The sequence below is a fragment of the Achromobacter colocynthidis genome, from assembly GCF_057334535.1.
On the sequence record NZ_JBHFIZ010000032.1, the window covers coordinates 218,101 to 242,184 of the forward strand.

Below are 24,084 nucleotides of genomic sequence, written 5' to 3' on the forward strand. Positions count from 1 at the left end.
CCCGATTTAAAACCCCACGGCCTGACCGTCGCGCCGTGAATCCGATGCCGCCACGTACCCGCCCTGGGGCAGGCGGCATATCAATTGCGCCGAGCCGAATTCCAGGCTGTCAGCGGGGGCCACGGCCACGTTGTGGCCGCGATCGCGCAGCGTTTGCACCACGTCTTGCGGCAGGTGCGATTCCACATTCACCACCGGGCCCTTCTCCACACGGAAGCGGGGCGCGTCGCTCATGGCCTGCGGATTCTGACCGAACGCGGCCAGGCGCGTGACCATTTGCAGATGCCCTTGCGCCTGCATGGATCCGCCCATCACGCCGAATGACATCAACGGCTGGCCACCGCGCGTGACGAACGCGGGAATGATCGTATGCATGGGCTTCTTGCGCGGCGCCACCTGGTTGGCGTGACCCGGCGTCAGCACGAAGTTCAGGCCGCGGTTGTGCAGGCTGATACCCGTGCCGGGCACCACCACACCGGAGCCGAAGCCGTGGTAGTTCGATTGAATGAACGACACCATGGTGCCGTTGGCATCGGCCGTGGTCAGGTAGACGGTGCCGCCGGTGGCTGGCGTGCCGGCGGTGGGGACGCTGGCGCGGTCCATGGAAATCAGGCGCGCGCGCTCGGCCAGATAGGCGCGGTCCAGCAGCGCTTTCGCGTCCGTGCGCATGTGGCGCGGGTCGGCCACATGATGATGCAGGTCGGCGAACGCCAGCTTCATCGCTTCGATGCTGACGTGGTAGTAGTCGGCGCTGTCCACGCCCATGCCTTCCAGATCAAACTGTTCCAGCATGCCCAGCGCCATCAGCGCGGAAATGCCCTGGCCATTCGGCGGGATCTCATGCAGTTCAACGTCGCGGAACGATTGCGAAATGGGCGCGACCCATTCGGGGCGGTGTTCGGCCATGTCGGCAGCGCTGAGCGCGCCGCCCGTCTGGCTGGCGAAGTCGGTGATCTTGCGCGCAAGTTCGCCCAGGTAGAAGCTGTCGCCGCCGCTTTCGGCGATGTCGCGCAGGGTCTTGCCCTGGGCGGGAAAACGCCACCATTCGCCCGCTTGAGGCGCGCGGCCTTCCGGCAGAAACGCCTCGGCAAAACCGGGCTCGTGCGCCAGCTTGGGCGCTTGCGTCGCCCATTGCCGGGCGATGGTGGGCGACACGGGGAAACCTTCTTCGGCATAGGCAATGGCGGGTTCGAACAGCTTGGCGAAGGGTAGCTTGCCAAAGCGTTCGGACAGCGCCTTCCAGCCGGCCACCTGGCCGGGCACGGTGACCGTGCCCCAGCCGGTGCCGGGCATGGCGTCGCGGCCATTGAAGTACTCGGGGGTCCAGGCGGCCGGCGCGCAGCCGCTGGAGTTCAAGCCATGCAGGCGCCCGTCGTGCCAGACCAGCGCGAACATGTCGCCGCCGATGCCGTTCATGACGGGTTCGACGACGGTCAAGGCAATGGCGGTGGCAATGGCGCTATCAACGGCATTGCCACCGGCCAGCAGCATGCGTAGCCCCGCCTGCGCGGCCAGCGGTTGGCTGGTCGCGACCGCGTTGGCGGCCAGGACCGGCATTTTTCGGGAAGCGTACGGAAAAGACCAATCGAAGGAGGGGGACATGGATGCTGGGACTCGTAGAAAGGATTACTGCGCGGTGATGCCGGCTTGGTCGATCAACTTCTTGGTGCGCGGGATCTCGGCCTTGATGAAGGCCGCGAATTCCTCGCGGCTGCCGCCACGCGGCTCCGCGCCGGCTTCCGCCAGCTTACCGCGCAATGCCGGGTCGGCCAGCACCTTGTTCACGGCGCGGTTGAGCTTGTCGAGGATGGGCGCGGGCGTGCCTTCGGGCGCCACCAGGCCATACCAGGGGGCGATGTCGTAGCCGGCATAGCCTTGTTCCGCGATGGTGGGAATGTCCGGCGCCAGCGCCGAACGCTGCGAATTCGACATGCCCAGCGCCAGCAACGCGCCGCTCTTGGCTTGGGGCAGGCCCGTCATGATGGTGTCGAAGTACATGGACACCTGGCCCGAGAGCAGGGCGGGGATGGCTTCGCCCGCGCCCTTGTAAGGCACGTGCAGGATATCGATACCGGCAACGGACTTCAGCATCTCACCCGCCAGGTGCGAGGTGGTGCCCGTGCCAAACGATGCATAGGTCAGCTTGCCCGGATTGGCGCGCGCATAGGCTACCATTTCCGGCAGGGTCTTGAACGGCTGTTGCGGGTTGGCCAGCAGGATGTTCGGGGTGTAGGCCACCAGGGACACCAGCTCGAAAGCGTCCGGGTTGTAGGCCAGGCGCTTTTGCAGGAAGCGGTTGGTGACAACGGCGGCCGGGCCGCCCATCAGCAAGGTGTAGCCGTCGGGCGCCGAGCGCGCCACCGACGCGCTGCCGATGGCCGCCGCGGCGCCCGGGCGGGCTTCCACGACGAAGGGTTGGCCCAGTTCGTTGGACAGCGCGGCGCCCAGTTGGCGCGTGATCAGGTCCGTGGCGGAGCCGGCCTGGAAAGGCACGACGATGCGCACGGGGTGTTGCGGCCAGTCAGTGGCCGGAGCGGCTGCCGAGGCGGCTTGTGCGCCGGCCTGTGTCGCGAAGGCGGCGGCGGCCAGGCCTGCCAGCGTCCGGATGAGACGAAATTTCATGGATTCCCCTTGATCGCGTGTTGAAAGTGAGCTGCCGCCGGGCGGGTCTGTGCCCGTTCCGGCGCGGACAGCCCGTGGCGGCGCCGTCCGGAGGCAATTAGACGGGAGCGGACGGACTCGGACTATTGGTGTTTGCATCCATGGATCACTGGATCCAGTTTGTGTTATTTTTGCGTTTATCTATCATGGCGGCTTTCCAAGCCCGGGGACGACGATGCTGCAGTTTCAAAAGACAGCGATCAGCGCCGAAGACGAGGCGTACCTGCATTTGCAGCGCGAGATCCGCCTGGGCCGTTACGCCCCGGGCCAGCGCCTGGTGCCCGATGTCGTCGCCACTGAAATCGGTACAAGCCGCATGCCGGTTCGCGGCGCGTTGCGGCGGCTGGCCTCTGAAGGCCTGGTTGAAATCCGCGCCAATCGCGGCGCGGTGGTGCGCGGGCTGAACCAGCAGGAAATGCTGGAAGTGTTTGAAATGCGCTCGGTGCTGGAAGGGCTGGCCATGCGCAACGCCGTGCTGCACATGAACGCCGAACACGTGCGCCGCCTGACCAATATGCTGGAACAACTTGACCAAGGGCCCGGCGACTATCTGGATTGGACGACTGCCCACCGGGAATTTCACGAATACCTGTGCAGCTTCTGCCAGCAGCCGCGTTTACTGGGCCAGATCTCGGAGCTGCACTCCGTGGTGGAACCCTATATGCGGCTGTGGACGGCTCAGCCGGGGCGTGTGCTGCGCGTGCGTGAATCGCATCAAGAACTGATCGACGCGCTGCAAACACGAGACCCCGCGCGTTGCGAGGCGGCGATGCGCCAACATGTGTTGAATACCGTGCCGGCCTTGCAGGCGTTTTTGGAAAAGAAGGCGTGACCGCGCTGTCGGCGCGAGGCTTGATTCAATCGGGCACGACGCTGCCCGCTCACCGAACAGCTTTTCTGGCCGCGCGTCATTCCCGCTTATAGCCGGGAGTAATATGTCGCCTCCGGTCGGCCTGTGGCCGCCGGCAAGAACACGCCCATTCGCGCTCCGTCCTTCTCCACCCCCGTGTCGACAGCGGATTTTCGTCCGCGCCTCCCCTGCGGTGTCTGTAAGCCCTGGCGCGCGCGTGCGGCCAAAAAAGTGACATCGAGGAGAGGCATGTTGGACAAGCAAGAGTCGGGCGGCTGGTATTTCGGCTGGAACATCGTCGGCGCCGCCGCGGTGCTTACCCTGTTGACGGTGGGCCTGCGCATGGGCATCGGGCCGTTTTTCCTGCCGATGGCGGATGGCTTGGGATTTTCGCGCAGCCTGCTGTCGGCCATCGTCGCGGTAGGCATGCTTTGCTACGGCCTGGCCATGCCGCTGGCGGGGTATCTGGTCAGCGTGCGCGGCACGCGCTTCGTGCTGCTGACGGGCACGGCCATTGTGGTGGCGTCGTCGCTGTGGACGGTGTTTGCGCGCGGCCCCATCGAATTCCTGCTGTCCTTCGGCGTGGCGCTGTCGGTCGGCCTGGCGTTCACCAGCCCGGTTGCGCTGACCCCGATCATCAGCCGCTGGTTCACGCGCCAGCGCGGCATGGCGCTGTTCTTCCTGTCCACCGGTTCCATGGCGGGCATCGCCCTGATGACGCCGACGCTAACGTTCGCGATCTCGGCCGTGGGCTGGCAGGAAACGCTGCTGGCGTTTTCCGTGCTGTTCGCCTTGCTGACGGTGCCGGTCGCGCTGTTCGTGATGCGTGATGTGGCGCCCGAGCACACCGACCTGTTGCCGCATCAGATCGTTAAAGACAAAGCGCCCGCGAATGCGACCAACGGCACCGCCACCGCCGCCGCCGCTATCAAAGCCCCCGCTCCCAACGTGCGCAACGCCCTGCGCACGCTGCCGTTCTGGCAAGTCGCGCTGGGCCTGTTCGCCTGTGGCTACAGCATGAACCTGCTGGGCACGCACGGCATGCCGATGTTGATGGACCACGGCTTTGACGCCACCACCAGTTCGCTGGGCATCGGCCTGATCGGCCTGGTCGCCATCTTCAGCACGCTGGTGCTGGGCCGCATGTCGGACCGGGTTGAACGGCGCAACATCCTGGCCGCCATCTATCTGGTGCGTGGGCTGGGATTCTTTGCGTTGGTCATGGTGGGCGCGCACTGGGAGCTCTACGCCGCGGCCACCATCGGCGGGATCGTGTGGGCGGGCAGCATCGCCTTGTCGTCGGCCATTCTGGCGGACGTCTATGGCATCCGGCTGGTGGGCGTGCTGTATGGGCTGACCTATCTGGGCCACCAGGTTGGCGGCATGATCAGTTCCTGGCTGGGCGGCTGGGCCTTCGATACGTTCCACACGCACTGGGTCGCCTTCGGATCGGCGGGCGTGCTGTTGCTGCTGGCGGCGGCGATTTCTTTGCGGTTGCCGGGACGCGACCTGACGCGCATGCCGGCAACCGTGGGGCGCTGATTTAGCGGTCTTTCAGTAGCGTCACCAGTTCGGGCACATAGCGTTCGCCACCGCCTTGCGTGACGGCCTGGTCGAACGTGTGCTGCACGGCCGCGCCGATTTCACGCACGGCGCCGGCTTCGGCCGCCATGGTGTTGTAGTAGGACAGGTCCTTCTGCGCGTTCGACATGAAAAAGCGCAGCGACGACGGGTCCTGTTCCAGCAGGTACGGCTTGATGCGTTCCAAGGCCACGCCGCCACCGCCACCCTTGCTCAGGACTTCCGCGAACACCGCCGGGTCGATGTCCGAACGCAACGCGCAGGCAGCCGCTTCCGACAGCAGGGCAACCACCCCCAGCGACACATAGTTGTGCAGCAGCTTCATGCGATGCCCGGCGCCAACGGGCCCGGCGTGCGTGATGTTTTCGGCAAAGCAGGCCAGGATGGGCTTGCACTCTTCGAACAGCGCCGCGTCGCCGCCCACCAGCAGATTCAGCCGGCCTTCGGCGGCTTCCTTGGGCGTGCGCGTCATCGGAGCGTCCAGGAAGCGGCCGCCGGAATCGGTCACGGCTTGGGCCACTTTCACGGTGGACGACGGAATGGCCGTCGAGCAGTCGATGATGACGGTGCCCGCGCGCAAACCTTGCAGCACGCCGCCTTCGGACAGCAGTACGGCTTCCACCTGCGGGCTGCCGGTCACGCACAGAATGATCACATCCGACTGGGCCGCCAACGCGGCGCCGCTTTCCACGCTGGTCGCGCCAGCGGCTTTCAGCGCATCCAGGGGCTGATTGCCCGGATGCTCAAGCACGGTCAGCGTATGACCATGCTTGACCAGATTGCTTGCAATGCCGTGGCCCATGAGGCCGATTCCAACCATGCCGATTTTCGCCATCTTCCACTGCTCCTGCCATGTGTAGGTGTGTTGTGGCGTAAATCTTACTCTTAGATTACTTTCAGCCATCTCATTCCAGCGCTTACGATTCCACACCATGACTGATTCCATCCCCGAGGGTTTTGCACTGTGGCGCCCCAGCAGCCGGTTCATGACGCATCTGGCCGACCTGGGCACCCTGTACCGGCGCGATGCCGACAGCGTGCTGGCCCTGCGCGTGAACGACGCGCATACGAACATGCACGGCATGGCCCATGGCGGCCTGCTTGCCACGCTGGCCGATAGCGCTCTGGGGCACACCATTGCCCAGCAGTTGCAGGTGTCCGTCGTAACGGTGCAGATGTCCGTGGAATACCTGAACGCGGTCAAGCCGGGCGACTGGCTGCAAGCGCACGTGCGCATCGACAAGCAAGGCCGGCGCTTGATCTACGCCAACTGCCTCTTGCAGGTAGAAGGGCGCGTCATGCTCAAAGCCAATGCGGTATTCGCCGTGCGCCCGGCGCCCACGCCCGCGTCGGACGGTTGATGGCACAGCTTTGAAACCCCACGAACGCAGCGTTCGAAACATTCAACTTCTCAGGGTTTAAGGCCGCGAACATACTTCTCCGAAAGCAGTTGAAACGGAGACGCTATGCTTCACAACGCCTTGCGCGGCATCAAAGTCGTGGACTTGTCGCGCATTCTTGCCGGCCCCTGGTGCACTCAGAACCTGGCTGATCTTGGCGCCGAGGTCATCAAGATCGAACACCCGGCACGCGGCGACGATACGCGCGCATGGGGCCCGCCCGACCTGCGATCCGACGACGGCGGCGCGGCCATGTCCGCCTATTTCATGGCGTGCAACCGGGGCAAGCAATCGGTCGCCGTCGACTTCGCCTCGGAAGCGGGCGCGGCGCGCGTGCGTGAACTGGTCGCGCAGGCCGACATCTTGGTCGAGAACTACAAGGCAGGCGGGCTGCGCAAATACGGCCTGGACTATGACTCGCTTGCACGCATCAACCCACGCCTGATCTATCTGTCCATCACCGGCTACGGCCAGTCCGGCCCCATGGCCGACAAGCCCGGCTATGACTACGTGTTCCAGGGCATGGGTGGGCTGATGAGCTACACCGGCCAGCCTGACGGCACGCCCGGCGCCGGCCCGCTGCGTACCGGGGTTGCCGTGGTCGACCTGATGACGGGCATGTACGCCACTTCCGCAGTCTTGGCTGCCCTGCGTCAGCGCGATCAGACGGGGCAGGGCATGCCATTGGATATCTGCCTGCTGGATGTGGCCGTGGCGCTTAACGCCAACCAGGGCGCCAACTACCTGGTGTCCGGCGTGGCGCCCAAGCGCAGCGGCAACGCGCATCCCAACTGTGCGCCCTACGAAGTGTTCGCATGCGCCGATGGCCATTTGATCCTGGCGATTGGCAACGACGCCCAGTTTGCACGCTTTTGCACCGTGGCCGGGCATCCCGAATGGGCGCTGGACGCGCGCTACGCGACCAACAGCGCGCGCCTGTCGAACCTGGACAGCTTGCGCGAGCTGGTCGCGCAGGCCTTGGTGGCCGCGCCGCGCCGGCACTGGACCGATGCGTTCGACGGCGCAGGCGTGCCATGGGGGCCGATCCACACGCTGGACGAGGTCTACGCGCATCCGCAAGTGCTGCATCGGCAACTGGTCCAGACCGCTACCCACCCCGTGCTGGGCGACATGCGGCTGGTGCGCAACCCGCTGTTGGCCGGCACCCCGGCCGATGCGCTGGGCGCGGCGCCGCCGCTGCTGGGCGAGCACACCGACGCCGTGCTGGGCAGTCCGGCCACGATTTGAACTACCCCGAGGAGACAACAATGACATCCATTAAAAAACTGCCGCTTGCGGTTCTGCTGGCCTGCCTGACCACCCCTGCGCTGGCCGCCGCCGAGTATCCCGACAAGCCCATCCGCCTTGTCGTGCCGTATGCCGTGGGCGGCACCACCGACATCATCGCGCGCGTCGTGGGCAACAAGCTGGGCGCGCAGTTGGGCCAGTCGGTCATCATTGAAAACAAGCCGGGCGCGGGCGGCAGCATCGGATCGGCCTACGCCGCCAAGCAGCCGGCCGACGGCTACACCTTGGTGATGGCGGTGGAAAGCTCGCACGCCGTCAACCCCAACGTTTATTCCAAAAGCGCCTACGACCCCGTCCGCGACTTTGCGCCGATCAGCAACCTGGCCGACGTGCCCAACGTGCTGGTGGTGAACCCGGCGTTGCCCGCGCGGGACCTGGCGGGGTTTCTTGCCTTGCTGAAGGCTGATCCCAACAAATACGCCTTTGGCTCTTCCGGCAATGGCGGCTTGAGCCACATGAATGGCGAACTGTTCATGAAGACCACCGGCACGCGCATGCTGCACGTTCCCTACAAAGGGTTGGGCCCCGCGCTGAATGACCTGGTTGCCGGACAGGTGCAGGTGGTGTTCGACAATATTCCGTCGTCCTACCCCTTGATCCAGGCTCAACGCATCCGCCCCTTGGCGGTGGCGGCCAAGCAGCGGCTGAAGGTGCTGCCGGACGTGCCCACCTATGCCGAGGCTGGGTTACCCGCCATGAACAACCCGTCGTGGTTCGGCCTGGCCGCGCCGGCCGGCACGCCCGCGCCGGTGCTGGACAAGCTGAACGCGGCGGTGCGCCAGGCCCTGGCGGACCCGGCCACGGTGGATGCCATCGAACGGCAGGGCGCGGTGCCCAGCCCGATGTCGCGGGAAGACTTCGGCGCGTTGATCGCACAGTCGAACAGCCACTGGAAGTCGGTGGTCGAAGATATTAAATTCGAAAAAATGCAGTAAGAGGAGCGCTTGTGAACACCAAGAATCTGTCCTTTCCCCATGCCGACATCCAGATCGACGCGGCCGGCATCGCCACGCTGACCATGCAGGACGCCGGGGTGCTGAACATCTTGAGCACGCCCGTCATCAATGGCCTGCGTGAAGCGCTCACGCACTTGCAGGACGACGAGTCGGTGCGCGTGCTGGTGCTGCGCGGCGCAGGCGACCGCGCCTTCGTGGCCGGCGCGGACATCGCCGAAATGGCCGCGCTGGACGAATCCAGCGCCCAGCGCTTCATCTCGAACTTGCGTGACCTGTGCAATGCCGTCCGGCATTTTCCCGTGCCGGTGATTGCCCGCATCCCTGGCTGGTGCCTGGGCGGGGGACTTGAATTCGCCTTGGCGTGCGACCTGCGCATCTGCACCGATGACGCCAAGTTCGGCATGCCCGAGGTCAAGGTCGGCATCCCGTCGGTGATCCACGCGGCGCTGATGCCAAGGCTGATCGGCGCGGCCAACAGCGCCTGGCTGCTGCTGACGGGGGAACTGATCGACGCGCGCCGCGCGCAGGACTGGGGGCTGGTGAATGGCGCCGTGCCCGCAGCGCAGTTGGACGACGAGGTGAACAAGCTGGCGCAAGGCTTTGCCGCGTTGGGGCCGGCGGCGTTGCGTCAGCAGAAGAAGTTGCTGCGCCGCTGGGAAACGATGTCGGTGGACGCTGCCATCGAGGACAGCGTCGCGGAATTCGGCGCGGCCTTCAACACCGGCGAACCGCAGAAGTTCATGAACGAATTCCTGGCCAGCAAGCGCGGGGGGAAGGGCTGATCAGAAGGTGATCAGGCGATGATCAGGCATTGATTAAAGCGTTGATTAAAGCGTTGATTAAGGTGCGAGGGGGCGATCAATCCGCGCCGCGCGTCGCGGCAACGATCGGGTCGTCCAGCAGGTACTCGGCCACCTGTTCCACGAACGGTGACAGCGGCCCGTCGGCTTGCGTCACCAGCGTCAATTCGCGCAGCGCCCAAGGTTCGCTGATGGCCACCGCCGCAATGCGCTGTTCGCGCAACGCGGTGGCGGCGATGCTGCGCGGCACCAGCGACACGCCCACTCCTGCCTCAACCATCGCCAGCACGGCGTCGAAGGTGTGCACGTGGATGCGCACCTTGGGCGTCTTGCCCGCCAGCTTGGCCATGTCGCGCAAGAAGATGTAGTTGCTGCTGGCGCGGCTCATGCAGACGAAATCCAGGTCCAGCACCGCCGGGAAACGAATCGGTGAATGTTGCACCACAGGATGATTCAGCGGCGCCGCGATGATCAGTTCATCGATCGCGTAGCGGATGGCCTGCACCCCGGCGGATTCGGCATGGCCGGCAAAGATGCCGATATCCGCTTCCTGCCCCGCGATGGCGGCCTCGATCGTGTTGCTGGAGCGCTCTTCCAGCAGGATGTTCACATTGGGGTTGGCCGACAGAAAGCGGCTCAGGCTGGGCACGATGAACCCGTTCAACGAACTGCTGTTGGCAAACAGCTTGACGCTGCCTTTCAGGCCGCTGGCAAAGCCGCTGACTTCACCATGCATGCGCTCCACGCCGGCCAGCAGCGAGCGCACGTGCTTCAGCACAAACGCGCCTTCCGCCGTCAACTCCATGCCGCGTGCCTCGCGCTTGAACAGCGGCACGCCCATGGCCATTTCCAGGTTCTTCAGACGGTAGCTGGCGGACGAGGCGGTCAGGTGGACCGTATTGGCGCCGCCCGACAGGCTTTGCGCCTCGGCGATGGCAAGGAACAGGCGGAGGTCGGTGAGTTCGTAGCGCATCTTGCAAGATTACAGAGACCGTTGTTGATGCGTCAGAGATACGGCGTGGCCAGCCAGATGACCTTGTTGCGCAGCCGCTTGGCGAATGGCGTGCCGGTCAGGGTTTCCAGGGTTTCCGCTTTGGAATTCGCGATCAGGCCATCGATCCGGTTGCCGATCCAGCGCGCCACGGTCGGGTCATAGATCTCGCTGTCCAGCTCAAAATTCAAGCGCAGGCTGCGCGGGTCCAGGTTTGACGAACCCACGTAGGCCCAGGCGTCGTCCACCGTCATCAGTTTGGAATGGTCGAAGGTGCCAAGCGCGCGCCACACGCGGCAGCCGGTGCGCACCACCTGGTCCAGTTGCGCGGACATGGCGTAGTCCACCAAGCGCAGGTTGTTCTTGTTGGGGATGACGATATCCACCTGAATACCGCGCCGCGCAGCGGTGGCCAGTGCACCGATCAGCGTCTGGTCGGGCAGAAAGTAGGGCGACTGGATGCGCACGTGGCGCTGCGCCACGGCCAGTGCACCCAGCAGAATATTGTGCGAACTGCCCAGCGCACGGTCCGGCCCGGACGGCACGCAACGCATCGGCACGTTGCCGGTGGGCGGCAATGCGTGCGGATCAAACCAGGGCCGAGCCGGCAACGATTCATGTGTCGTGAAATTCCAATCGTGCGCAAACACCGACATCAGCTGCGTCACGATGGGCCCTTCCACGCGGAAGTGCGTGTCGTGATTGACGGCGTCGCCCGCCAGCGCGGTCACAAACGCCGCCCGCACGTTCATGCCGCCGGTAAAGCCCACGCGCCCGTCTATCACCAGCACCTTGCGGTGGCTGCGCAGGTTGGCATACGGCATGCGCAGCACGCCCAGCGGATTCGTCATGAAGCGGGCCACGGGCACGCCGCCGCGCGCCAACATGCGCACGATGGGCGGACGCGAATACTTGGAGCCGATGGCGTCGATCAACACCCGCACCTGCACGCCCCGCGCCTGCGCTTCGATCAGCGCCTGCGCCATTTCGCGGCCGATCTCGTCGTTGTCGAAAATGTAGCTTTGCATCGCGATGGCGTGCTGCGCGTCGCGGATGGCTTGCATCATGGCCGGATACGCTTCATCGCCGCCCGCCAGCGGCTGCACCGCATTGCCGCCCAGCAGCCGGAACCGGCTGACGCGGTCGCCCAGAATCTTCAGCGAGGCAAACTGCGGGCCGGACACCGCCGCGACATCCACGGGCAAGGTGTCGACCTGCTCGGCGTCCACCACCATGGTTTCGTCACGCAGTTGCGACACGCGCGTCTTGCGAATGCGGTTGATGCCCGCCACAAAATAGAACAGGGCGCCGAACAAGGGCGAAAACAGCGCCACCCCCACCCAGCCGATGGCCGCCCGGACGTCCTGCTTGGTCATCGCGGCATGCACCGCCGCCCCCGTCCCCGCCACGATGCTGACGGCAAACACCAGATGGGGCCAGTAATCGATCAAAATTGCGTGTATGCGATCCATAGCGATGACGTAAAAGTCGGCCTCCGGGGTTGAGCCATGCGGAAGGATAGCAAGGTGCGTGGCGTTGGCAATGGGGAGGAAGATACGGGGCTTTTGACGGCCCCAAAAAATATGCTATAGTTCGGCCTCTTCGTTGCTGAGCTTCAGTTTGAAGCGCGGCAAGGAGAAAAAAGTAGAACTGAAAAGTGCTACTGAAGTAGTACCCCAGAGGTGGCTGTAGCTCAGTTGGTAGAGTCCTGGATTGTGATTCCAGTTGTCGTGGGTTCGAGCCCCATCAGCCACCCCAAAGAATTCGCTGGAAACAGCATGAAATCAGCCGCCTAGAGCGGCTTTTTTATTGCCCGCCGTTTCTGCAACGGTGGCACGAACCGCGATTGGTGGCATCGGTCAGGCACTGCTCTTGATCTTCACCACGCACCGCAGCAGTTGGCCAAAGTCGAGCAGACCAAGCAGGTCAGCTAAGCATTAGTCATTCGCCGCCGCCGGGCCGTCTGCTTGCTGCGGGGTAGCGGTATCGCGCCGTTGCAGCATGCGGGCGACCCGTTCGCCCGCGCTCTGAAAGCGCTGCGCCAGGGATGCCGGCGCCAGCACATCGAATTCCACTTCCAGCGCCAGCAGCCAATACGTCAGCGCATCCAGCGACTGGCCGGTGCAGCGCAGCAGGCAACGGCCATCGTCCAACGCCTCGACCTGGCCGGCCGACGCGGGAATGCGCGCGGCAATCAACGCGTGCGGCGCATGCAGCACGATGCGTGCCTCTTCGGCGTTGGGCGCCTGGCCCACCGCCCGCGTCACATAGGCGCGCAGGTCGCCACCTTCGGGCGGTGGACGCGGCGCGAAGTGCGCGCCCAGCGTTACCGCGCCGGTGATTCGATCGAGTCGGAACGTGCGCCAATCGTCGCGCGCCGGATCCCACGCCACCAGATACCAGCGATACCCCGTGTGCGCCAGCCCCTGCGGCTCGACCTGACGCGTGCTGGGCTGGCCGCGGCTGTCCGCGTAGTCGAAGTTGACGCGCAACTGGTCGCGGCAGGCGGCGGCCAGCGCGGCCAACAGTCCCGCATCGATCATCGGGCCCCGGCTCGGCAGCGGCACGATGGCCGACCGCAGCGCGTCCAGCTTGTGGCGCAGGCGCGTGGGCATCACCTGCTCTAGTTTGACCAGCGCGCGCAGCGCAGCTTCTTCCACGCCACCGACCGTGCCCGTGGCCGCGGTGCGCAGCGTGATGGCCACCGTCAGCGCCTCGTCGTCGTCCAGTAGCAGGGGCGGCAGGGCGTTGCCCGCGCGAAAGGCGTAGCCGCCCGCCACACCGCTGCTGGCCTGGATGGGGTAGCCCAGTTCGCGCAGCCGGTCGATGTCGCGGCGCAGCGTGCGCGGATGCACCGCCAGAGTCTGTGCCAAATCGGCGCCGGCCCAATGGCGGCGGGTCTGCAGTAGGGAAAGTAGGCGCAGGAGGCGGTTGCTGGAGCTGAGCATCGGTCAACGATAGCCTGTATCAAGGGCGGAAACTGTCCGCAATGGATTTTAAAGTTCGTCCGTCGTCAGCGGCCATGGGGCCGCGGCACTCCCCCCAATCCGGAGCTTGTCCATGTCTATCGTTTTCCATTGGTACCCCCAGTCCAGCGCCTCCCCCATCGCCTGCGCCCTGGCCGAACTGCAAGTGCCGCACGAACGCGTCAAGGTGGATATCCAGGCCGGCGAGCAGCGCCGCCCGGAATTCCTGGCCTTGAACCCCAACGGCAAGGTGCCGACCCTGACCGTGGACGGTGCGCCGCTGTTCGAAGCCTTGGCCATCCACCTGTGGCTGGGTGAACGTTGGGGCGTCGAACGGGGCTTGTGGCCCGCGGCCGGCACTTCGCAGCGGCTGGCCGCCATGTCGTGGTGCACCTGGGCCTACGTGACGTATGGCGCGGTGGTCTCGCGCCTGTATGTCGCCGCCCACGGCGACGAGCAAAGCCGCGATGCCCGCCAGGCCGAGCGGGCCATCGCCGATCTGGATTCGCTGTTGGGGCTGCTGGATGCGCATCTGACGCGCCAGCCGTGGATGGTGGGTGACAAGTACTCGCTGGCTGACCTGGTGGTGGCGTCGGTGGTCGGCTACACCGCCTTTCTGGGCGCGCCGGTGGCCGCCCATCCGAAGGTGCAGGCATGGCTGAGCACGATCAAGGCCAGGCCTGCGATGCAAGGCGAGGTCTGAAGCGACGGCGGGCCTGTGCCTGTGTATCGGGTCGACTCCGATATCTAGTTGCAACTTCCGGCTGTCGAATCGCCCGCATTCAAGCCCACCCGGGAATGGAACTTGCTGTAGTCATGTTTCCCAAGCCGCCCACGCGGCTTGATAGATCCTCTAGGAGACCGGACATGGCTGACAACGTCATCAAGACACTGAACCACCTCATCGAAACCTCGAAGAACGGACAGAAGGGCTTTGAAGCCGCGGCCGATGACACGAAAAACCCCGAGCTGCAGCAGCTATTCAGGAACCGGGCGCAAGATTGCGCCGCGGGCGCCGCGGAGCTGCAAACCGTGATCGCGCAGTTGGGTGGCGTGCCCGAAGACAGCGGCACGGTCGCGGGCGCGGTGCATCGCGGTTGGACCAACCTGAAGGCCGCCGTGGCCGGCCGCACCGATCTGGCGATTTTGGAAGAGTGCGAACGTGGCGAGGACGTGGCTAAGGCGGCCTATGCTGACGCGCTGAAGGAACCGCTGCCGGAAGAAATTCGCGTGATCGTGGAACGGCAGAATGCCGGCGTTGTGCGAAATCACGATCAGATTCGCGACCTGCGGAATCGCTACAAGGCTGCGAACTAAGGTGTCACCGGGGCTACACCTACAAGCCCCCCTAAAAGGTGTAGCCTCGACGCACCCCTACAGCAAGCGCTCATCCACCCCATTGCGCAAATCATAAGGCGACCACAAGATCCGCCCGACGATGCGAACCTCGCATCCGTCTTCTTTCTCAAGCGCAAAAGGCGCATAAGCCGGGTTCAAGGACTTGGCCAGCCAGCCGCCTTCGCGTTCGCGCGCGATGCACTTCACGATCATCTTGCCGCCATGGTTGATGGCGTAGACCGTGCGCGGGTCGATCTCGCGCGGGTCGGTGATGGGGTCTTCAAAAAACAGCATGGGTCCGCCGTTGCGTATCACGGGTTCCATGCTGTCGCCTTGCGCATACACGATCTTCATGCGGTTGATCGGCAGCTTGAACGATTCCAGAAAGGAACGGCGCAGCAAGATTTCGCCGATCTCGGTCTCGTGATAGTTCTCGATGCCAAGCCGGCCGGCGGCCAGGCGCACATCCAGCTCGGGGATGGGCATGAATTCCTGGTCGTTGGCGGAATAGCCCGCGTGGGCGACGTGGCCGACATTGGCCGCGGTGCTGATGCGCAGCGCCTGCATGCGTTCGGCTTGATGCGTCGTGACGCCGTCCGGGTCCCAGGGCGCTGCTGATACCGGCGCCATGGGAAATTCGTCCGCGATGGCGTCGATATTCAAAAGCGCGCCGCGTTTGGATTGCGGGGACTTGGATTGCGCGGCCGCCGCCTTCGTCTTGACGCCCATCTGGCCCAGCGCCAATAGCAGGGCGCCTTCCAGGCGCTTGAGCTGATCGTCGGCCAAGCCTTTGATAAGCGACTGCGGCACCGAAGCGAAGGGCCACGCCACGTCCGTGGCCGGGGCGGCAAGTGGTGCCGCAGCCGATAGCGACGCGGCCTTCTTAGCTTCGGCCGCCAAGCGCGGGCTGATCGCAGCCAGCGTGCAGCCAAACCCTTCGGCGTAAGCCATGGCCGCTTCAATCCCAATGGGACGGCGGCCGGTGATGTGCTGATAAATCATCGCCTGGCCGCCCTTCACGTGGTGGTCACGAGCAAAGGCCGCGCGGTTCACGCCTTCAAAGCGTGCGCGCAGCGCGGCGGCTTCCTCTTCGATAGTCCACATTTTCATATAGCAATGCTATGCAAATTAAACTATAGCATGGCTTGCTAATAAGATGTAGCGCCGCTATAGTTTTGGTAATGAACCTACATGACTATTTCGATTGCGAGGGGGCCATTACCGCTGCGGCGCTGGCTCGGCGCGTGGGGGTATCGCCCGCGCTGGTCTACCAGTGGCGCACCGGGCGCCGGCCGGTGCCGGTCAAGCACTGCGCCCTGATTGAGCAGGCCACGTGCGGCTGGGTCACCCGGCGCGACTTGCGTCCCACGGATTGCATTCGAATCTGGCCGGAGCTGGCCGAAGGGCTGAAGGCGCAATGAACTACTACCCCCATCACATTGGCGATTTCAATAGCGCCACGCGGCACCTGACGCGCATCGAACGCAGCGTCTATCGCGATCTGATCGAACTCTATTACGACACCGAAGCCCCCTTGTGCGCGGACGTCGACAAACTCTGCCGCCTGTTGATAGCGCGGTCAGACGAAGAGCAGGCCGCGGTGGTCCAGGTGCTGGGCGAATTCTTCGTGGACACCGAGCAAGGCTGGCGGCATGCACGTTGCGATGCCGAGATTGCCCGCTACCACGGCAACAAGGAAGCGAAGTCCGCGGCCGGCAAGGCCAGCGCGGCCAAGCGGGCGCGGCAGGCTTGCCGGCCGGTGCAAGTGGCAGGGGAAGCCGCAAGGGAAGTAGCAGACGAAGCGGCATTGGAAGCGGCACAGCAGGACGGGGCAGCGCAACAGCCGTTGAACACCCGTGCAACTAACCATGAACCAGAACCAGAACCAGGAACCCAAAGCCAAAAAGAAAAGGAACCCCGGTCGTGCCAGCGCACTCCAGGCTTTGACGCTACCGCCATTGCATTGCCCGAATGGCTGGACAGGGCTGACTGGGTTAGTTGGGTAGCGGATCGCAAAGCCCGCAAGAAGCCGATTACGGAAGAGGGCGCGCGGCGGCAGTTGCAACAGCTTGCCGGCTACCGCGCCGAGGGCATTGCCGCGTGCGAGGTCATTGCCCACAGCATCGCCAGCGGCTATCTGGGGCTGTACCCACCGCGCGATAGGCCGCGCGCCGCCGCAAGCAGCCGCGCACGGCAACGCGCCGACTGGTCATCTGAACTGCGCAGCGTATTGGCTGAAGGCCGGGGTCGCGGCGAAATCGACATGGGGGTGATCGATGCAAGTCACTGAATCGTCCACCAGCCTGGGCGCGCTGGTCGTCAATGAAATGCACCTGCTGTACGGCGCAAAGTTCGCGCAGCAATGGGAAGGCCTGACGCCGCGCGAGTTGAAGGATTCCTGGAATCAAAAGTTGTCGGGGCTGACCGAGGCGCAAGTCAGGCGCGGGCTGACTGCGTGCCTGACGCGCGAGTGGCCGCCCACGCTGCCCGAATTTCTGAAGCTGTGTTGCCCGTGGTTGATCCCCGAACTGGCCTATCACGAGGCCGTGCGCGGCGTGTCGGCGCGGCGGCGCGGCGAGACCGGTGATTGGTCGCACCCCGCGGTGTATTGGGCGGCGGTTGGCGTGAGCACGGTGGATTTGCTCAACAGCAACTATGGCGCCATCAAAACGCGCTGGGAAAGGACCTTGACCGAGGAGCTAAGCCGAGGCGCGTGGCTCGACATTCCGCCACCGCGCGCGGCACTGCCCGCGCCAGGCCAGACGCTGGCCACGCGCGCGCAGGCAGAAGCCGCGCTGAAAAAGATGGGGGCGGGAAAGCTGTTGGAGCCCCGCAGCCGGTCGCATCGCGAATGGATTGATCGATGGGAGGCGCGCATCGCGCTTGGCGGGCACCCGACCAAAGCCATCGCCGAGATGCTGACGCACGCCAGGCACACCACCGAACCGGAGGGCGCATGACACAGGGACACGAAGCGGAACAAAAAAAGGGATGCGACACGGGGCACCCAAGCGGTTCCGCGATCCGCGAACAAGCACGAGGCAACAAGACAATGGAAGCAAGGGCAAGCACGCAAGCAGGCATACCGCGTTGGGTGGAAGACGAAATTCGCAACTGGGCAAGATCGCAATGGGAAGGCGACTGGCCGGGCCCGCGCCGCATGATGCAAGACGCGCCGGACGTGTGCGCGTTTCCGCCGCTGCCGGGTCACGATGACGACGATGAGCCGCTGCGCATCCCGGTGAATCACGAACGCGCGCGCCGTGTGCATGCCCTGTATGAAGCGTTGCCGCTGGTCGAGCGGCGCGTGGTGCAGGCGGAAACCACGCGCCGTGCCGACTACGGGGATCTGCCCGCGCATCTGCGTCAGGAGAAAGCCTGCCGCGCCATCGGCGTCACGCTGCCTTACTACAAGGTGGCGCTGGGCAACTTCAAGCAACAGGTCTGGAGGGAATTCAAATGAAGTACGCGCACGAGGTCATTGATCTGCTGGCCGCGTACCCGGGCCGGGAATTCAGAATGGCCGAGATACTGCGGCACGTCAGCCGCGGCATGCCGTTGACGCCCGCCTCGCAAGAAGCCATGCGGCGCGGCGCACGCCGGGTGCTGGACCATTTGCTGGATGCCGGTCATGTGCATCGTTGTGGCGGCAATACAAAATCCGCGACCTACGCGTGGTCGGAATTGGGACACGCACTTCATAAAAACCCTGCGCATTTGGGACCGGATTTGAGACAATAGCCGCGGGGCATTGCGCCCACACGAAATGCAGCCCGCCAACCTTCAAAGGTTCGCGGGCTTTGTTTTTCTCCGAACCCTTCAATAGCCGACATGACGCCCGACAACGCAATCCTTACCCTGATAAGCGCCGCTGCCGGCGGCGTGCCGGTGGTGCTTTCCGACGACGCTGAAGCCTTCCCGCCGTCGCCTTATATCGCGATGGCCGTGCGCTGGGTAGAGGCCGGACCGGCTGAGACGGGCCGCGTCGATGACGACGGCAACCAGCCGGTGCACGACCATCGCGACGCCACCGTCGAACTGCGCAGCGTGGGCGTGGATGCCTATCGTGCGTTGGACAAGATGGGCCTGGTCTTGCGCCATCCCGCTTATGAAGAACAGGCCGAAGCGCTGGGCCTGGCCTTGTTTCAGGCTGGCCGCATACAGCGCGTGGCGCCCGACAGCGCCGGCGCGGCAAGCGAGCGGCTGGGCGTGCTTGAACTGGGCATCCGCTACGCGCAGACCTATACCGATTTTGTCGGCGTCATTGAAACGGTGACCGGCACGATCACGACCACGGGTGGCGCCACGCCTGCCCTTGAAACTTCTTTCTCCGCGAAGACCGACCCGGCGCAGTAGCGCCGCAGGCCTTCTTAACGTAGTCCCCGCCGCCGTTGGGCGGTTTTTTTTTGGAGCCGCAAATGGCAAAACTCGACCGGATCGTCAATGTGGCGATCTCGCTGAACACCACGGCGATCAAGGAGCAGAACTTTTCTGACCTCCTGATCCTTGGCGCGCACGCGCTGGCCGTCAACCGCATTCTGGCGTTGACCGAGCCGGGCGAGCTGTTGGACATGGGCATGGCGCCGACCGACCCGCTCTACATCGCCGTGCGCGATGCGTTCAAGCAGATCCCGACGGTGGCGCGCATTTTCGTGGGCCGCCGTCAGGTGGATGTTTCCCGCGTGACCGTCACGCGCGCCGCCGTGTCGGATTACCTGGTTTCGCTGTCGTGGCGCGACGCGCAAGGCGTGGTGCAGAAGGTTGATGTCGCGACGTCGGGCCTGGCCGACAGCACGCCCCAGACCCTGGCCACTGCATTGGCCGCCGCCATCGCCGACACCGATGCGCCGGTGACGGCAGCCGCCACGGGGGCCGAAGTCACGGTAACCGCTGCCGAGACCGGCCAAGCCGTAGCCATCGCCGTGAAGGGCAACCTGCAACTGGCCGCGCCGGTCAGCACCGAAACGCCGTCGGCCGCGCTGAACGCCTGCCTGCGCGAGAACGGCGACTGGTACGGCGTGTCCTTGGCCAGCCGTGTCGAAGCCGATGTGCTGGACGCCGCCGAGTGGGTGGAATCGAACGAGCGCCTGTTCGGCGTGTCCAGCGCCCAGGCCGGCATCATCGACGCCGCCGCGTCCAACGACATCGCTTCCCAGTGCCAGCAGAAGCAGTTCTTCCGCACCCATGTCTGGTACCACGGCCAGGCCGCCAGCGAAGCGCTGGACGCCGCCGTCGCCGCCAACCGCTTCACCTTCTATCCGGGTGGCGAGACGTGGGCCAACACGCGGCTCTCGGGCGTCAGCTATGACAGCCTGACCGAAGGCCAGGCACTGGCCGCGCATGCCAAGAACGCCAACACCTTCGAGCAGATGCGCAACTTTGCCGTGACGCAGAACGGCAAGGTCGCGGGAGGCGAGTGGATCGATGTGATTCGTGGCCGTGACTGGTTGGCCGAGCAAGTGAAGATCAACGTTGCGTCGCAACTGATCAACGCCAACGGCAAGGTGCCGTACACCGACGCCGGCATCCAGGTGCTGGTCAACGGCATCCGCCAGGCGCTGCTGCTGGGCCAGAGCCGAGGCCTGGTTGCGCCCGATGAAATCGATGACGCGGGCCGCAAGATTCCCGGCTTCGTCATCAACGTGCCGCGCGCGGCCAGCGTGTCGACGAACGACAAAGCCAACCGCATCCTGCGAGACCTGAGCTTCAGCGCCCGCCTTGCCGGCGCCATCCATGTTGCCGAAATCAAGGGCAACCTCACCTACCAACAACTGTAATCGGGGCCTATCCATGTCTGTCAAAACCTACGCACCCAACCAGGTGAAGATCGTGATGGGCGCGCTGCCCATCTCGGGTCTTGCCGAAGACACCTTTGTCACCGTCACCGAAATCGGCGAAGGCATCGCCTCTGTCGTCGGGGTCGACGGCGAGGTGGCGCGCTCGATGTCGCGCGATTCGCGCTTGCGCATCACGCTGACGCTGATGCAGACCAGCGCCAGCAACGCCGCGCTGACCGCGCTGCACCAGGCCGACCGCGCCACCGAGGGCAACGGCGCCGTGCCGGTGTCGGTGACCGATCTGCGCGGCACGTCGCTGCACGCCTCGGATTCGGCGTGGATCGTCAAGATGCCCGACGCCGGCTACGGCGCCAAGGTGGGCAGCCGCGAATGGACGATCGAGACCGGCCCGGCCATCAACGTGATCGGGGGCAATACCTGATGAGCGCCGTCAAGGAAGTGACCATCGGCACCACCATCTTCCGGATTTCGCGGTTTGATCCGTTCCGCCAGTTGAAGCTGCTGGGCGACCTGCAAAAGGAAGTGCTGCCGGCCGCCGGGTCGATGCTGAGCTCGGTGTTCAGCGTGGAAGGCGCCAGCGAAGGCCGCGACGAAAGCGCGATGCTGAACGCGTTCCGGGAACTGTCCGCGAAGCTGGGCGGCGACGCCCTGGGCGGTTGGGCCGAGCGCCTGATCGACCCGGAGCTGGTCAGCTTCGAGCTGGCCGGCCGCGAGCCCCAGAAGCTGACGTCGGCCCATCGCGGCCTGGCCTTTGCCGACTACGCCGAAATCCTGGAGCTGTTGTTCCACATTCTTGAGCACAACTTCGCCGGCCCTTTGGCGCGTTGGGCCGGCCGCTTTGGTCCGGCCCGCGCGAAGCTGGCGAGCCTGTCGGGCGGTTCGACGCAGGTTTCGAAAGAGAGTTGATCATCTGGCGGCCCATCCTGGCCCGCCATGTCAGCCTGGACGCCGCCAAGCGCGGCGACATCGATCTGCTGGACATCCTGAAGCTCAATGCGCTGATGGATGCCCAGCAGGCCGCGCAGGCTGCGGCAGATAACAAGGCGAGGTAACGATGATCGTGGTACGAGAGGTGGTGACGCTGCTGCGCCACCAGGTGGACACCACCGGCTTGCAGGCTTATCAGCAGGCGTTTGAGGCCATGCTGCAATCCATGGTTGGCGCTACTGTTCTGGCCAGCGCCGCGATGCGCCAGGCGCTTGCGGGCGTGCTGCCCAGCGTGCTGCGTACACAGCAGGCGATAAGCGTGTTGGCGACAAGCGGACCGGCGATAAGCCGACCCGCAACAAGCACGCAGGCCACAAGCGGCCAGGCAACAGGCGGGCTGGCAACAAGCGGCCAAGCCACAAGTGCGCAGGCAACAAGCCCGCAGGCGAGAAGCGCCGTGGCCCGGCCGCAAGGCGGCATCCCGGCGCCGCGCCAGCACGCGGCCGCGCTGGGCGGCTTGCGCGGCGTTGTTGAACTGACGCTAGGTGCATCGCCGCTCAAGCGCATCCTGAGCGACATCGATGCCTGGGTGCAAATCCAGGAACGCCTGCGGCAAGCGGCGGGGTCGGGCGCGCAAGCGGCCGAGGCCGACCGCGACCTGGCCCGCGTGTCGCGCGCCAGCCGCACGCCGTATGCCGACAACGTCGACACCTATGCCCGGTCCGCGCAGACGCTGCAAGACCACGGGCGTTCCCCGCGTGACGCGGCTGGCATCACCGAGGCGGTGGCCTTGAGCATGCGCTTGTCGCAGACCCCGGCCGACGACCGGAGCGGCGTCGTGGCGGCGCTGTTGAAGATGGTGGAACAGGGCAGCCTGGGCCTTGATGAGTACAACGCGCTGCCTAGGCGCATGCAGGAAGCATTAGCCGCCGGTCTGAACCTGGACCGAGGCCAGTTGCGCCAGCAGGTGCAAGGCGGCCAGGTCTCGGCTGACCGCGCGTTGCCCGCGCTGCAGTCGCAGTTGCCCGCCATGCGCACGGAAGCCGAGGCCGCACCCGCGTCCATCACGGCAGCGATGACGGTGTTCAACGACGCCTTGCAGCGTTACGTGGGCCAGGCCTTGCCGGCAGGCCGCAGCGTGCTGAACGGGGTGACGGCGTCGATCCTGTTCCTGGCCGACAACATCGACGCGGTCGTCAAGCTGCTGGCACTCACGGGCGCCAGCATCGGGCTGGTCTCGCTGGGCAACTGGTTGCGGCGCGCCAGCGTGTTGTCGGTCGGCCTATTTCAATCGCTGGGCGCCGCCACGCGCGCCGCGCTCGGGCTGGATGCCGCGATGGCGCTGCGCCGGGGGCCGGCGGGTGCGATGCAGATGCTGTCGGTATGGACGCGATCGATCGCGCCGATGCTGCGCATGGCGGCGGTGTTGACCACGATTTATCTGATTGGGGAAGACATCGCCAATTGGCTGGGTGGTGGCGATTCCGTGCTGGGCGGCTGGATCGGTGGCGTGGAGCAATGGCAGGACGAACTCAATGCCGTGTCGGCCGTGCTGGGTTTCGTGAAGGACCTGCTGGGCGGCGCAGGCGAGGCGTTGGGCCCTTGGATGCAGCGCTTCGGGACGATTGGCGTGCTGGCCTATGGCCTGTGGCAGATCCTGTCCCCGATCGGCGGGTTCTTGCTGAATCTGGCAAGCGTCGTCGTGCCCATGCTGTGGAACGCGTTTGCCATGACGCCGATCGGCCGGATCATTTCGTTGATTGGGATGCTGGCGGTCGCGCTCTGGCAGATCTGGGAAAACTGGGATGCGATCAAGGCCTACATCTCGGCATCCTGGGATGCGCTGATGGCGATGGCCCTCGATTCCTTCCTGGGGCCGGTCATTGAATACATCCAGTCTATCTGGCAGTTCTGGACCGAGCTTGTCAACGGTGTCGTGGCCGCCTTCAAGGGCGACTGGGACGGCGCCATCGCGCATTGGGCGGGCGCGTTCAACGGCTTGTGGACGTTCTTCTCGAACATGGGCGGACGGATGATGGCCACGATCAAACAGATCGGCGGCGCCATCCAGACCTGGGTGCTGGACAAGCTAAAGGTGGCCAAGGACTGGTTCCTGAGCTTGGTGCCGGACGCGTTGAAATCCAAACCGGACGCGCAGGCGTCGGTGATGGATGGTTGGAAGTCGGAGGGGAAACAGGGCGGGCAACAGGGCTTGCAGTCGGGCGCGTCGTCGGGCGACCAAGCTGCATGGTGGGCCGTGGCAAGCGGTGTTTCGCGTCCGCTCGTGCCTTCGGTCAATGTGTTCGGCCCCAAGGCGCTGCCCGGGCGCGCGCCATTCATGTACCAGAACCGCAACGACATCGTCGTCAATGTTTCGGGGGGAGATCCCGGGGTTGTGCGTGGGGCGGTGGCCGATGGCGTGAGTCAGGGCCACCAACGCAGTTATCAGAGCCTGTCGCAGACGTATGACGTGACGCCCGGCGTCGAGAGCCCCCCATAGGAGTCGCA

Annotated in this window: 26 protein-coding genes and 1 tRNA gene; 20 read left to right on the forward strand and 7 right to left on the reverse strand. The window is 65.0% G+C overall.

The window, feature by feature from the left end:
* Positions 1-6: 6 nt before the first annotated feature.
* A complete protein-coding gene (gene ggt / locus ACE04A_RS15155) occupies positions 7-1,602 on the reverse strand; it encodes a gamma-glutamyltransferase (RefSeq protein ID WP_448717427.1) in 1,596 nt (531 codons plus the stop codon).
* 24 nt (positions 1,603-1,626) lie between these two features.
* Positions 1,627-2,622, reverse strand: a complete 996-nt coding sequence (locus ACE04A_RS15160; RefSeq protein ID WP_259245844.1) for a Bug family tripartite tricarboxylate transporter substrate binding protein — start codon at positions 2,620-2,622, stop codon at positions 1,627-1,629.
* Positions 2,623-2,836: 214 nt separating this feature from the next.
* On the opposite strand from ACE04A_RS15160, the gene ACE04A_RS15165 reads away from it, so the two are divergent.
* Both ACE04A_RS15165 and ACE04A_RS15170 read left to right on the forward strand, forming a co-directional pair.
* Positions 2,837-3,493, forward strand: a complete 657-nt coding sequence (locus ACE04A_RS15165; RefSeq protein WP_448717426.1) for a GntR family transcriptional regulator — start codon at positions 2,837-2,839, stop codon at positions 3,491-3,493.
* A gap of 270 nt (positions 3,494-3,763) precedes the next feature.
* Positions 3,764-5,053: an MFS transporter gene (locus ACE04A_RS15170; protein ID WP_448717637.1), complete on the forward strand. Its 1,290-nt coding sequence runs from the start codon at positions 3,764-3,766 to the stop codon at positions 5,051-5,053.
* Between the two features lies 1 nt (position 5,054).
* Here the strand turns inward: ACE04A_RS15170 and ACE04A_RS15175 are convergent, their stop codons facing one another.
* On the reverse strand, positions 5,055-5,927 hold the full coding sequence (locus tag ACE04A_RS15175; RefSeq protein ID WP_448717424.1) for an NAD(P)-dependent oxidoreductase: 873 nt from the start codon (positions 5,925-5,927) through the stop codon (positions 5,055-5,057).
* 97 nt (positions 5,928-6,024) lie between these two features.
* Here ACE04A_RS15175 and ACE04A_RS15180 point away from each other — a divergent pair, with 97 nt between their 5' ends.
* The 4 genes from ACE04A_RS15180 (at position 6,025) to ACE04A_RS15195 (ending at position 9,538) form a co-directional block, all read left to right on the forward strand.
* Entirely contained in the window at positions 6,025-6,453 is a 429-nt protein-coding gene (locus tag ACE04A_RS15180; RefSeq protein ID WP_447990520.1) for a PaaI family thioesterase, read from the forward strand.
* Between the two features lie 105 nt (positions 6,454-6,558).
* Positions 6,559-7,740, forward strand: coding sequence for a CaiB/BaiF CoA transferase family protein (locus tag ACE04A_RS15185; RefSeq protein WP_448717423.1), 1,182 nt, complete (start codon positions 6,559-6,561; stop codon positions 7,738-7,740).
* 20 nt (positions 7,741-7,760) lie between these two features.
* Positions 7,761-8,735 (forward strand): Bug family tripartite tricarboxylate transporter substrate binding protein, encoded by a 975-nt coding sequence (locus ACE04A_RS15190; protein WP_448717422.1) that lies wholly within the window; start codon positions 7,761-7,763, stop codon positions 8,733-8,735.
* Positions 8,736-8,746: 11 nt separating this feature from the next.
* A complete protein-coding gene (locus ACE04A_RS15195; protein ID WP_448717420.1) occupies positions 8,747-9,538 on the forward strand; it encodes an enoyl-CoA hydratase in 792 nt (263 codons plus the stop codon).
* Between the two features lie 76 nt (positions 9,539-9,614).
* On the opposite strand, the gene ACE04A_RS15200 is transcribed toward ACE04A_RS15195, so the two are convergent.
* On the reverse strand, positions 9,615-10,529 hold the full coding sequence (locus tag ACE04A_RS15200) for a LysR family transcriptional regulator (RefSeq protein WP_438857462.1): 915 nt from the start codon (positions 10,527-10,529) through the stop codon (positions 9,615-9,617).
* 32 nt (positions 10,530-10,561) lie between these two features.
* Positions 10,562-12,019, reverse strand: a complete 1,458-nt coding sequence (gene cls, locus ACE04A_RS15205; protein WP_485820265.1) for a cardiolipin synthase — start codon at positions 12,017-12,019, stop codon at positions 10,562-10,564.
* Between the two features lie 210 nt (positions 12,020-12,229).
* Here cls and ACE04A_RS15210 point away from each other — a divergent pair.
* Positions 12,230-12,305, forward strand: a tRNA-His gene (locus tag ACE04A_RS15210).
* Positions 12,306-12,484: 179 nt separating this feature from the next.
* Here ACE04A_RS15210 and ACE04A_RS15215 read toward each other — a convergent pair.
* A complete protein-coding gene (locus tag ACE04A_RS15215) occupies positions 12,485-13,495 on the reverse strand; it encodes a helix-turn-helix transcriptional regulator (protein WP_485820266.1) in 1,011 nt (336 codons plus the stop codon).
* 112 nt (positions 13,496-13,607) lie between these two features.
* Between ACE04A_RS15215 and ACE04A_RS15220 the strand changes: the two genes are divergently transcribed.
* Positions 13,608-14,216: a glutathione S-transferase family protein gene (locus ACE04A_RS15220; protein WP_448717417.1), complete on the forward strand. Its 609-nt coding sequence runs from the start codon at positions 13,608-13,610 to the stop codon at positions 14,214-14,216.
* Positions 14,217-14,380: 164 nt separating this feature from the next.
* The gene (locus tag ACE04A_RS15225) at positions 14,381-14,830 is read left to right on the forward strand and encodes a PA2169 family four-helix-bundle protein (RefSeq protein ID WP_050449796.1); all 450 of its coding nucleotides are present in this window, start codon (positions 14,381-14,383) and stop codon (positions 14,828-14,830) included.
* A 57-nt stretch (positions 14,831-14,887) separates the two neighbouring features.
* Here ACE04A_RS15225 and ACE04A_RS15230 read toward each other — a convergent pair whose 3' ends face one another.
* The gene (locus ACE04A_RS15230) at positions 14,888-15,961 is read right to left on the reverse strand and encodes a S24 family peptidase (RefSeq protein WP_448717416.1); all 1,074 of its coding nucleotides are present in this window, start codon (positions 15,959-15,961) and stop codon (positions 14,888-14,890) included.
* 71 nt (positions 15,962-16,032) lie between these two features.
* On the opposite strand from ACE04A_RS15230, the gene ACE04A_RS15235 reads away from it, so the two are divergent.
* The 11 genes from ACE04A_RS15235 to ACE04A_RS15285 all read left to right on the forward strand — a co-directional run bounded on the left by ACE04A_RS15235 (position 16,033) and on the right by ACE04A_RS15285 (position 24,076).
* The gene (locus tag ACE04A_RS15235) at positions 16,033-16,272 is read left to right on the forward strand and encodes a transcriptional regulator (protein WP_259245870.1); all 240 of its coding nucleotides are present in this window, start codon (positions 16,033-16,035) and stop codon (positions 16,270-16,272) included.
* Entirely contained in the window at positions 16,269-17,141 is an 873-nt protein-coding gene (locus ACE04A_RS15240) for a YdaU family protein (RefSeq protein WP_448717415.1), read from the forward strand. The genes ACE04A_RS15235 and ACE04A_RS15240 overlap by 4 nt, the downstream gene beginning before the upstream one ends.
* Positions 17,128-17,811 carry a hypothetical protein gene (locus tag ACE04A_RS15245; RefSeq protein ID WP_259245872.1) on the forward strand — a complete coding sequence of 228 codons (684 nt, stop codon included), beginning with the start codon at positions 17,128-17,130 and terminating at the stop codon, positions 17,809-17,811. The genes ACE04A_RS15240 and ACE04A_RS15245 overlap by 14 nt, the downstream gene beginning before the upstream one ends.
* A 92-nt stretch (positions 17,812-17,903) precedes the next feature.
* Entirely contained in the window at positions 17,904-18,314 is a 411-nt protein-coding gene (locus tag ACE04A_RS15250; RefSeq protein WP_279997369.1) for a hypothetical protein, read from the forward strand.
* The gene (locus tag ACE04A_RS15255) at positions 18,311-18,592 is read left to right on the forward strand and encodes a hypothetical protein (RefSeq protein ID WP_100856772.1); all 282 of its coding nucleotides are present in this window, start codon (positions 18,311-18,313) and stop codon (positions 18,590-18,592) included. The genes ACE04A_RS15250 and ACE04A_RS15255 overlap by 4 nt, the downstream gene beginning before the upstream one ends.
* Positions 18,593-18,682: 90 nt before the next feature.
* Positions 18,683-19,207 carry a phage neck terminator protein gene (locus ACE04A_RS15260; protein WP_279997370.1) on the forward strand — a complete coding sequence of 175 codons (525 nt, stop codon included), beginning with the start codon at positions 18,683-18,685 and terminating at the stop codon, positions 19,205-19,207.
* Between the two features lie 62 nt (positions 19,208-19,269).
* The gene (locus ACE04A_RS15265) at positions 19,270-20,628 is read left to right on the forward strand and encodes a DUF3383 family protein (RefSeq protein WP_448717413.1); all 1,359 of its coding nucleotides are present in this window, start codon (positions 19,270-19,272) and stop codon (positions 20,626-20,628) included.
* Between the two features lie 13 nt (positions 20,629-20,641).
* On the forward strand, positions 20,642-21,070 hold the full coding sequence (locus tag ACE04A_RS15270; RefSeq protein ID WP_105557420.1) for a phage structural protein: 429 nt from the start codon (positions 20,642-20,644) through the stop codon (positions 21,068-21,070).
* Complete coding sequence (locus ACE04A_RS15275; protein WP_485820267.1) at positions 21,070-21,555, forward strand: phage tail assembly chaperone; 486 nt, start codon at positions 21,070-21,072, stop codon at positions 21,553-21,555. Before ACE04A_RS15270 ends, ACE04A_RS15275 begins: the two co-directional genes overlap by 1 nt.
* The gene (locus tag ACE04A_RS15280; RefSeq protein ID WP_164741192.1) at positions 21,552-21,701 is read left to right on the forward strand and encodes a hypothetical protein; all 150 of its coding nucleotides are present in this window, start codon (positions 21,552-21,554) and stop codon (positions 21,699-21,701) included. Before ACE04A_RS15275 ends, ACE04A_RS15280 begins: the two co-directional genes overlap by 4 nt.
* A gap of 2 nt (positions 21,702-21,703) precedes the next feature.
* Positions 21,704-24,076, forward strand: a complete 2,373-nt coding sequence (locus tag ACE04A_RS15285; RefSeq protein WP_485820268.1) for a tape measure protein — start codon at positions 21,704-21,706, stop codon at positions 24,074-24,076.
* Positions 24,077-24,084 lie beyond the last annotated feature (8 nt).

Coding starts and splice junctions, on each gene's coding strand:
- ACE04A_RS15245 (WP_259245872.1), top strand. CDS start 17,128: ATGCAAGTCACTGAATCGTCCACCAGCCTGGGCGCGCTGGTCGTCAAT.
- ACE04A_RS15215 (WP_485820266.1), bottom strand. CDS start 13,495: ATGCTCAGCTCCAGCAACCGCCTCCTGCGCCTACTTTCCCTACTGCAG.
- ACE04A_RS15185 (WP_448717423.1), top strand. CDS start 6,559: ATGCTTCACAACGCCTTGCGCGGCATCAAAGTCGTGGACTTGTCGCGC.
- ACE04A_RS15230 (WP_448717416.1), bottom strand. CDS start 15,961: ATGAAAATGTGGACTATCGAAGAGGAAGCCGCCGCGCTGCGCGCACGC.
- ACE04A_RS15270 (WP_105557420.1), top strand. CDS start 20,642: ATGTCTGTCAAAACCTACGCACCCAACCAGGTGAAGATCGTGATGGGC.
- ACE04A_RS15165 (WP_448717426.1), top strand. CDS start 2,837: ATGCTGCAGTTTCAAAAGACAGCGATCAGCGCCGAAGACGAGGCGTAC.
- ACE04A_RS15275 (WP_485820267.1), top strand. CDS start 21,070: ATGAGCGCCGTCAAGGAAGTGACCATCGGCACCACCATCTTCCGGATT.
- ggt (WP_448717427.1), bottom strand. CDS start 1,602: ATGTCCCCCTCCTTCGATTGGTCTTTTCCGTACGCTTCCCGAAAAATG.
- ACE04A_RS15220 (WP_448717417.1), top strand. CDS start 13,608: ATGTCTATCGTTTTCCATTGGTACCCCCAGTCCAGCGCCTCCCCCATC.
- ACE04A_RS15260 (WP_279997370.1), top strand. CDS start 18,683: ATGACGCCCGACAACGCAATCCTTACCCTGATAAGCGCCGCTGCCGGC.
- ACE04A_RS15160 (WP_259245844.1), bottom strand. CDS start 2,622: ATGAAATTTCGTCTCATCCGGACGCTGGCAGGCCTGGCCGCCGCCGCC.
- ACE04A_RS15200 (WP_438857462.1), bottom strand. CDS start 10,529: ATGCGCTACGAACTCACCGACCTCCGCCTGTTCCTTGCCATCGCCGAG.
- ACE04A_RS15235 (WP_259245870.1), top strand. CDS start 16,033: ATGAACCTACATGACTATTTCGATTGCGAGGGGGCCATTACCGCTGCG.
- ACE04A_RS15190 (WP_448717422.1), top strand. CDS start 7,761: ATGACATCCATTAAAAAACTGCCGCTTGCGGTTCTGCTGGCCTGCCTG.
- ACE04A_RS15250 (WP_279997369.1), top strand. CDS start 17,904: ATGGAAGCAAGGGCAAGCACGCAAGCAGGCATACCGCGTTGGGTGGAA.
- ACE04A_RS15180 (WP_447990520.1), top strand. CDS start 6,025: ATGACTGATTCCATCCCCGAGGGTTTTGCACTGTGGCGCCCCAGCAGC.
- ACE04A_RS15175 (WP_448717424.1), bottom strand. CDS start 5,927: ATGGCGAAAATCGGCATGGTTGGAATCGGCCTCATGGGCCACGGCATT.
- cls (WP_485820265.1), bottom strand. CDS start 12,019: ATGGATCGCATACACGCAATTTTGATCGATTACTGGCCCCATCTGGTG.
- ACE04A_RS15255 (WP_100856772.1), top strand. CDS start 18,311: ATGAAGTACGCGCACGAGGTCATTGATCTGCTGGCCGCGTACCCGGGC.
- ACE04A_RS15265 (WP_448717413.1), top strand. CDS start 19,270: ATGGCAAAACTCGACCGGATCGTCAATGTGGCGATCTCGCTGAACACC.
- ACE04A_RS15240 (WP_448717415.1), top strand. CDS start 16,269: ATGAACTACTACCCCCATCACATTGGCGATTTCAATAGCGCCACGCGG.
- ACE04A_RS15285 (WP_485820268.1), top strand. CDS start 21,704: ATGATCGTGGTACGAGAGGTGGTGACGCTGCTGCGCCACCAGGTGGAC.
- ACE04A_RS15225 (WP_050449796.1), top strand. CDS start 14,381: ATGGCTGACAACGTCATCAAGACACTGAACCACCTCATCGAAACCTCG.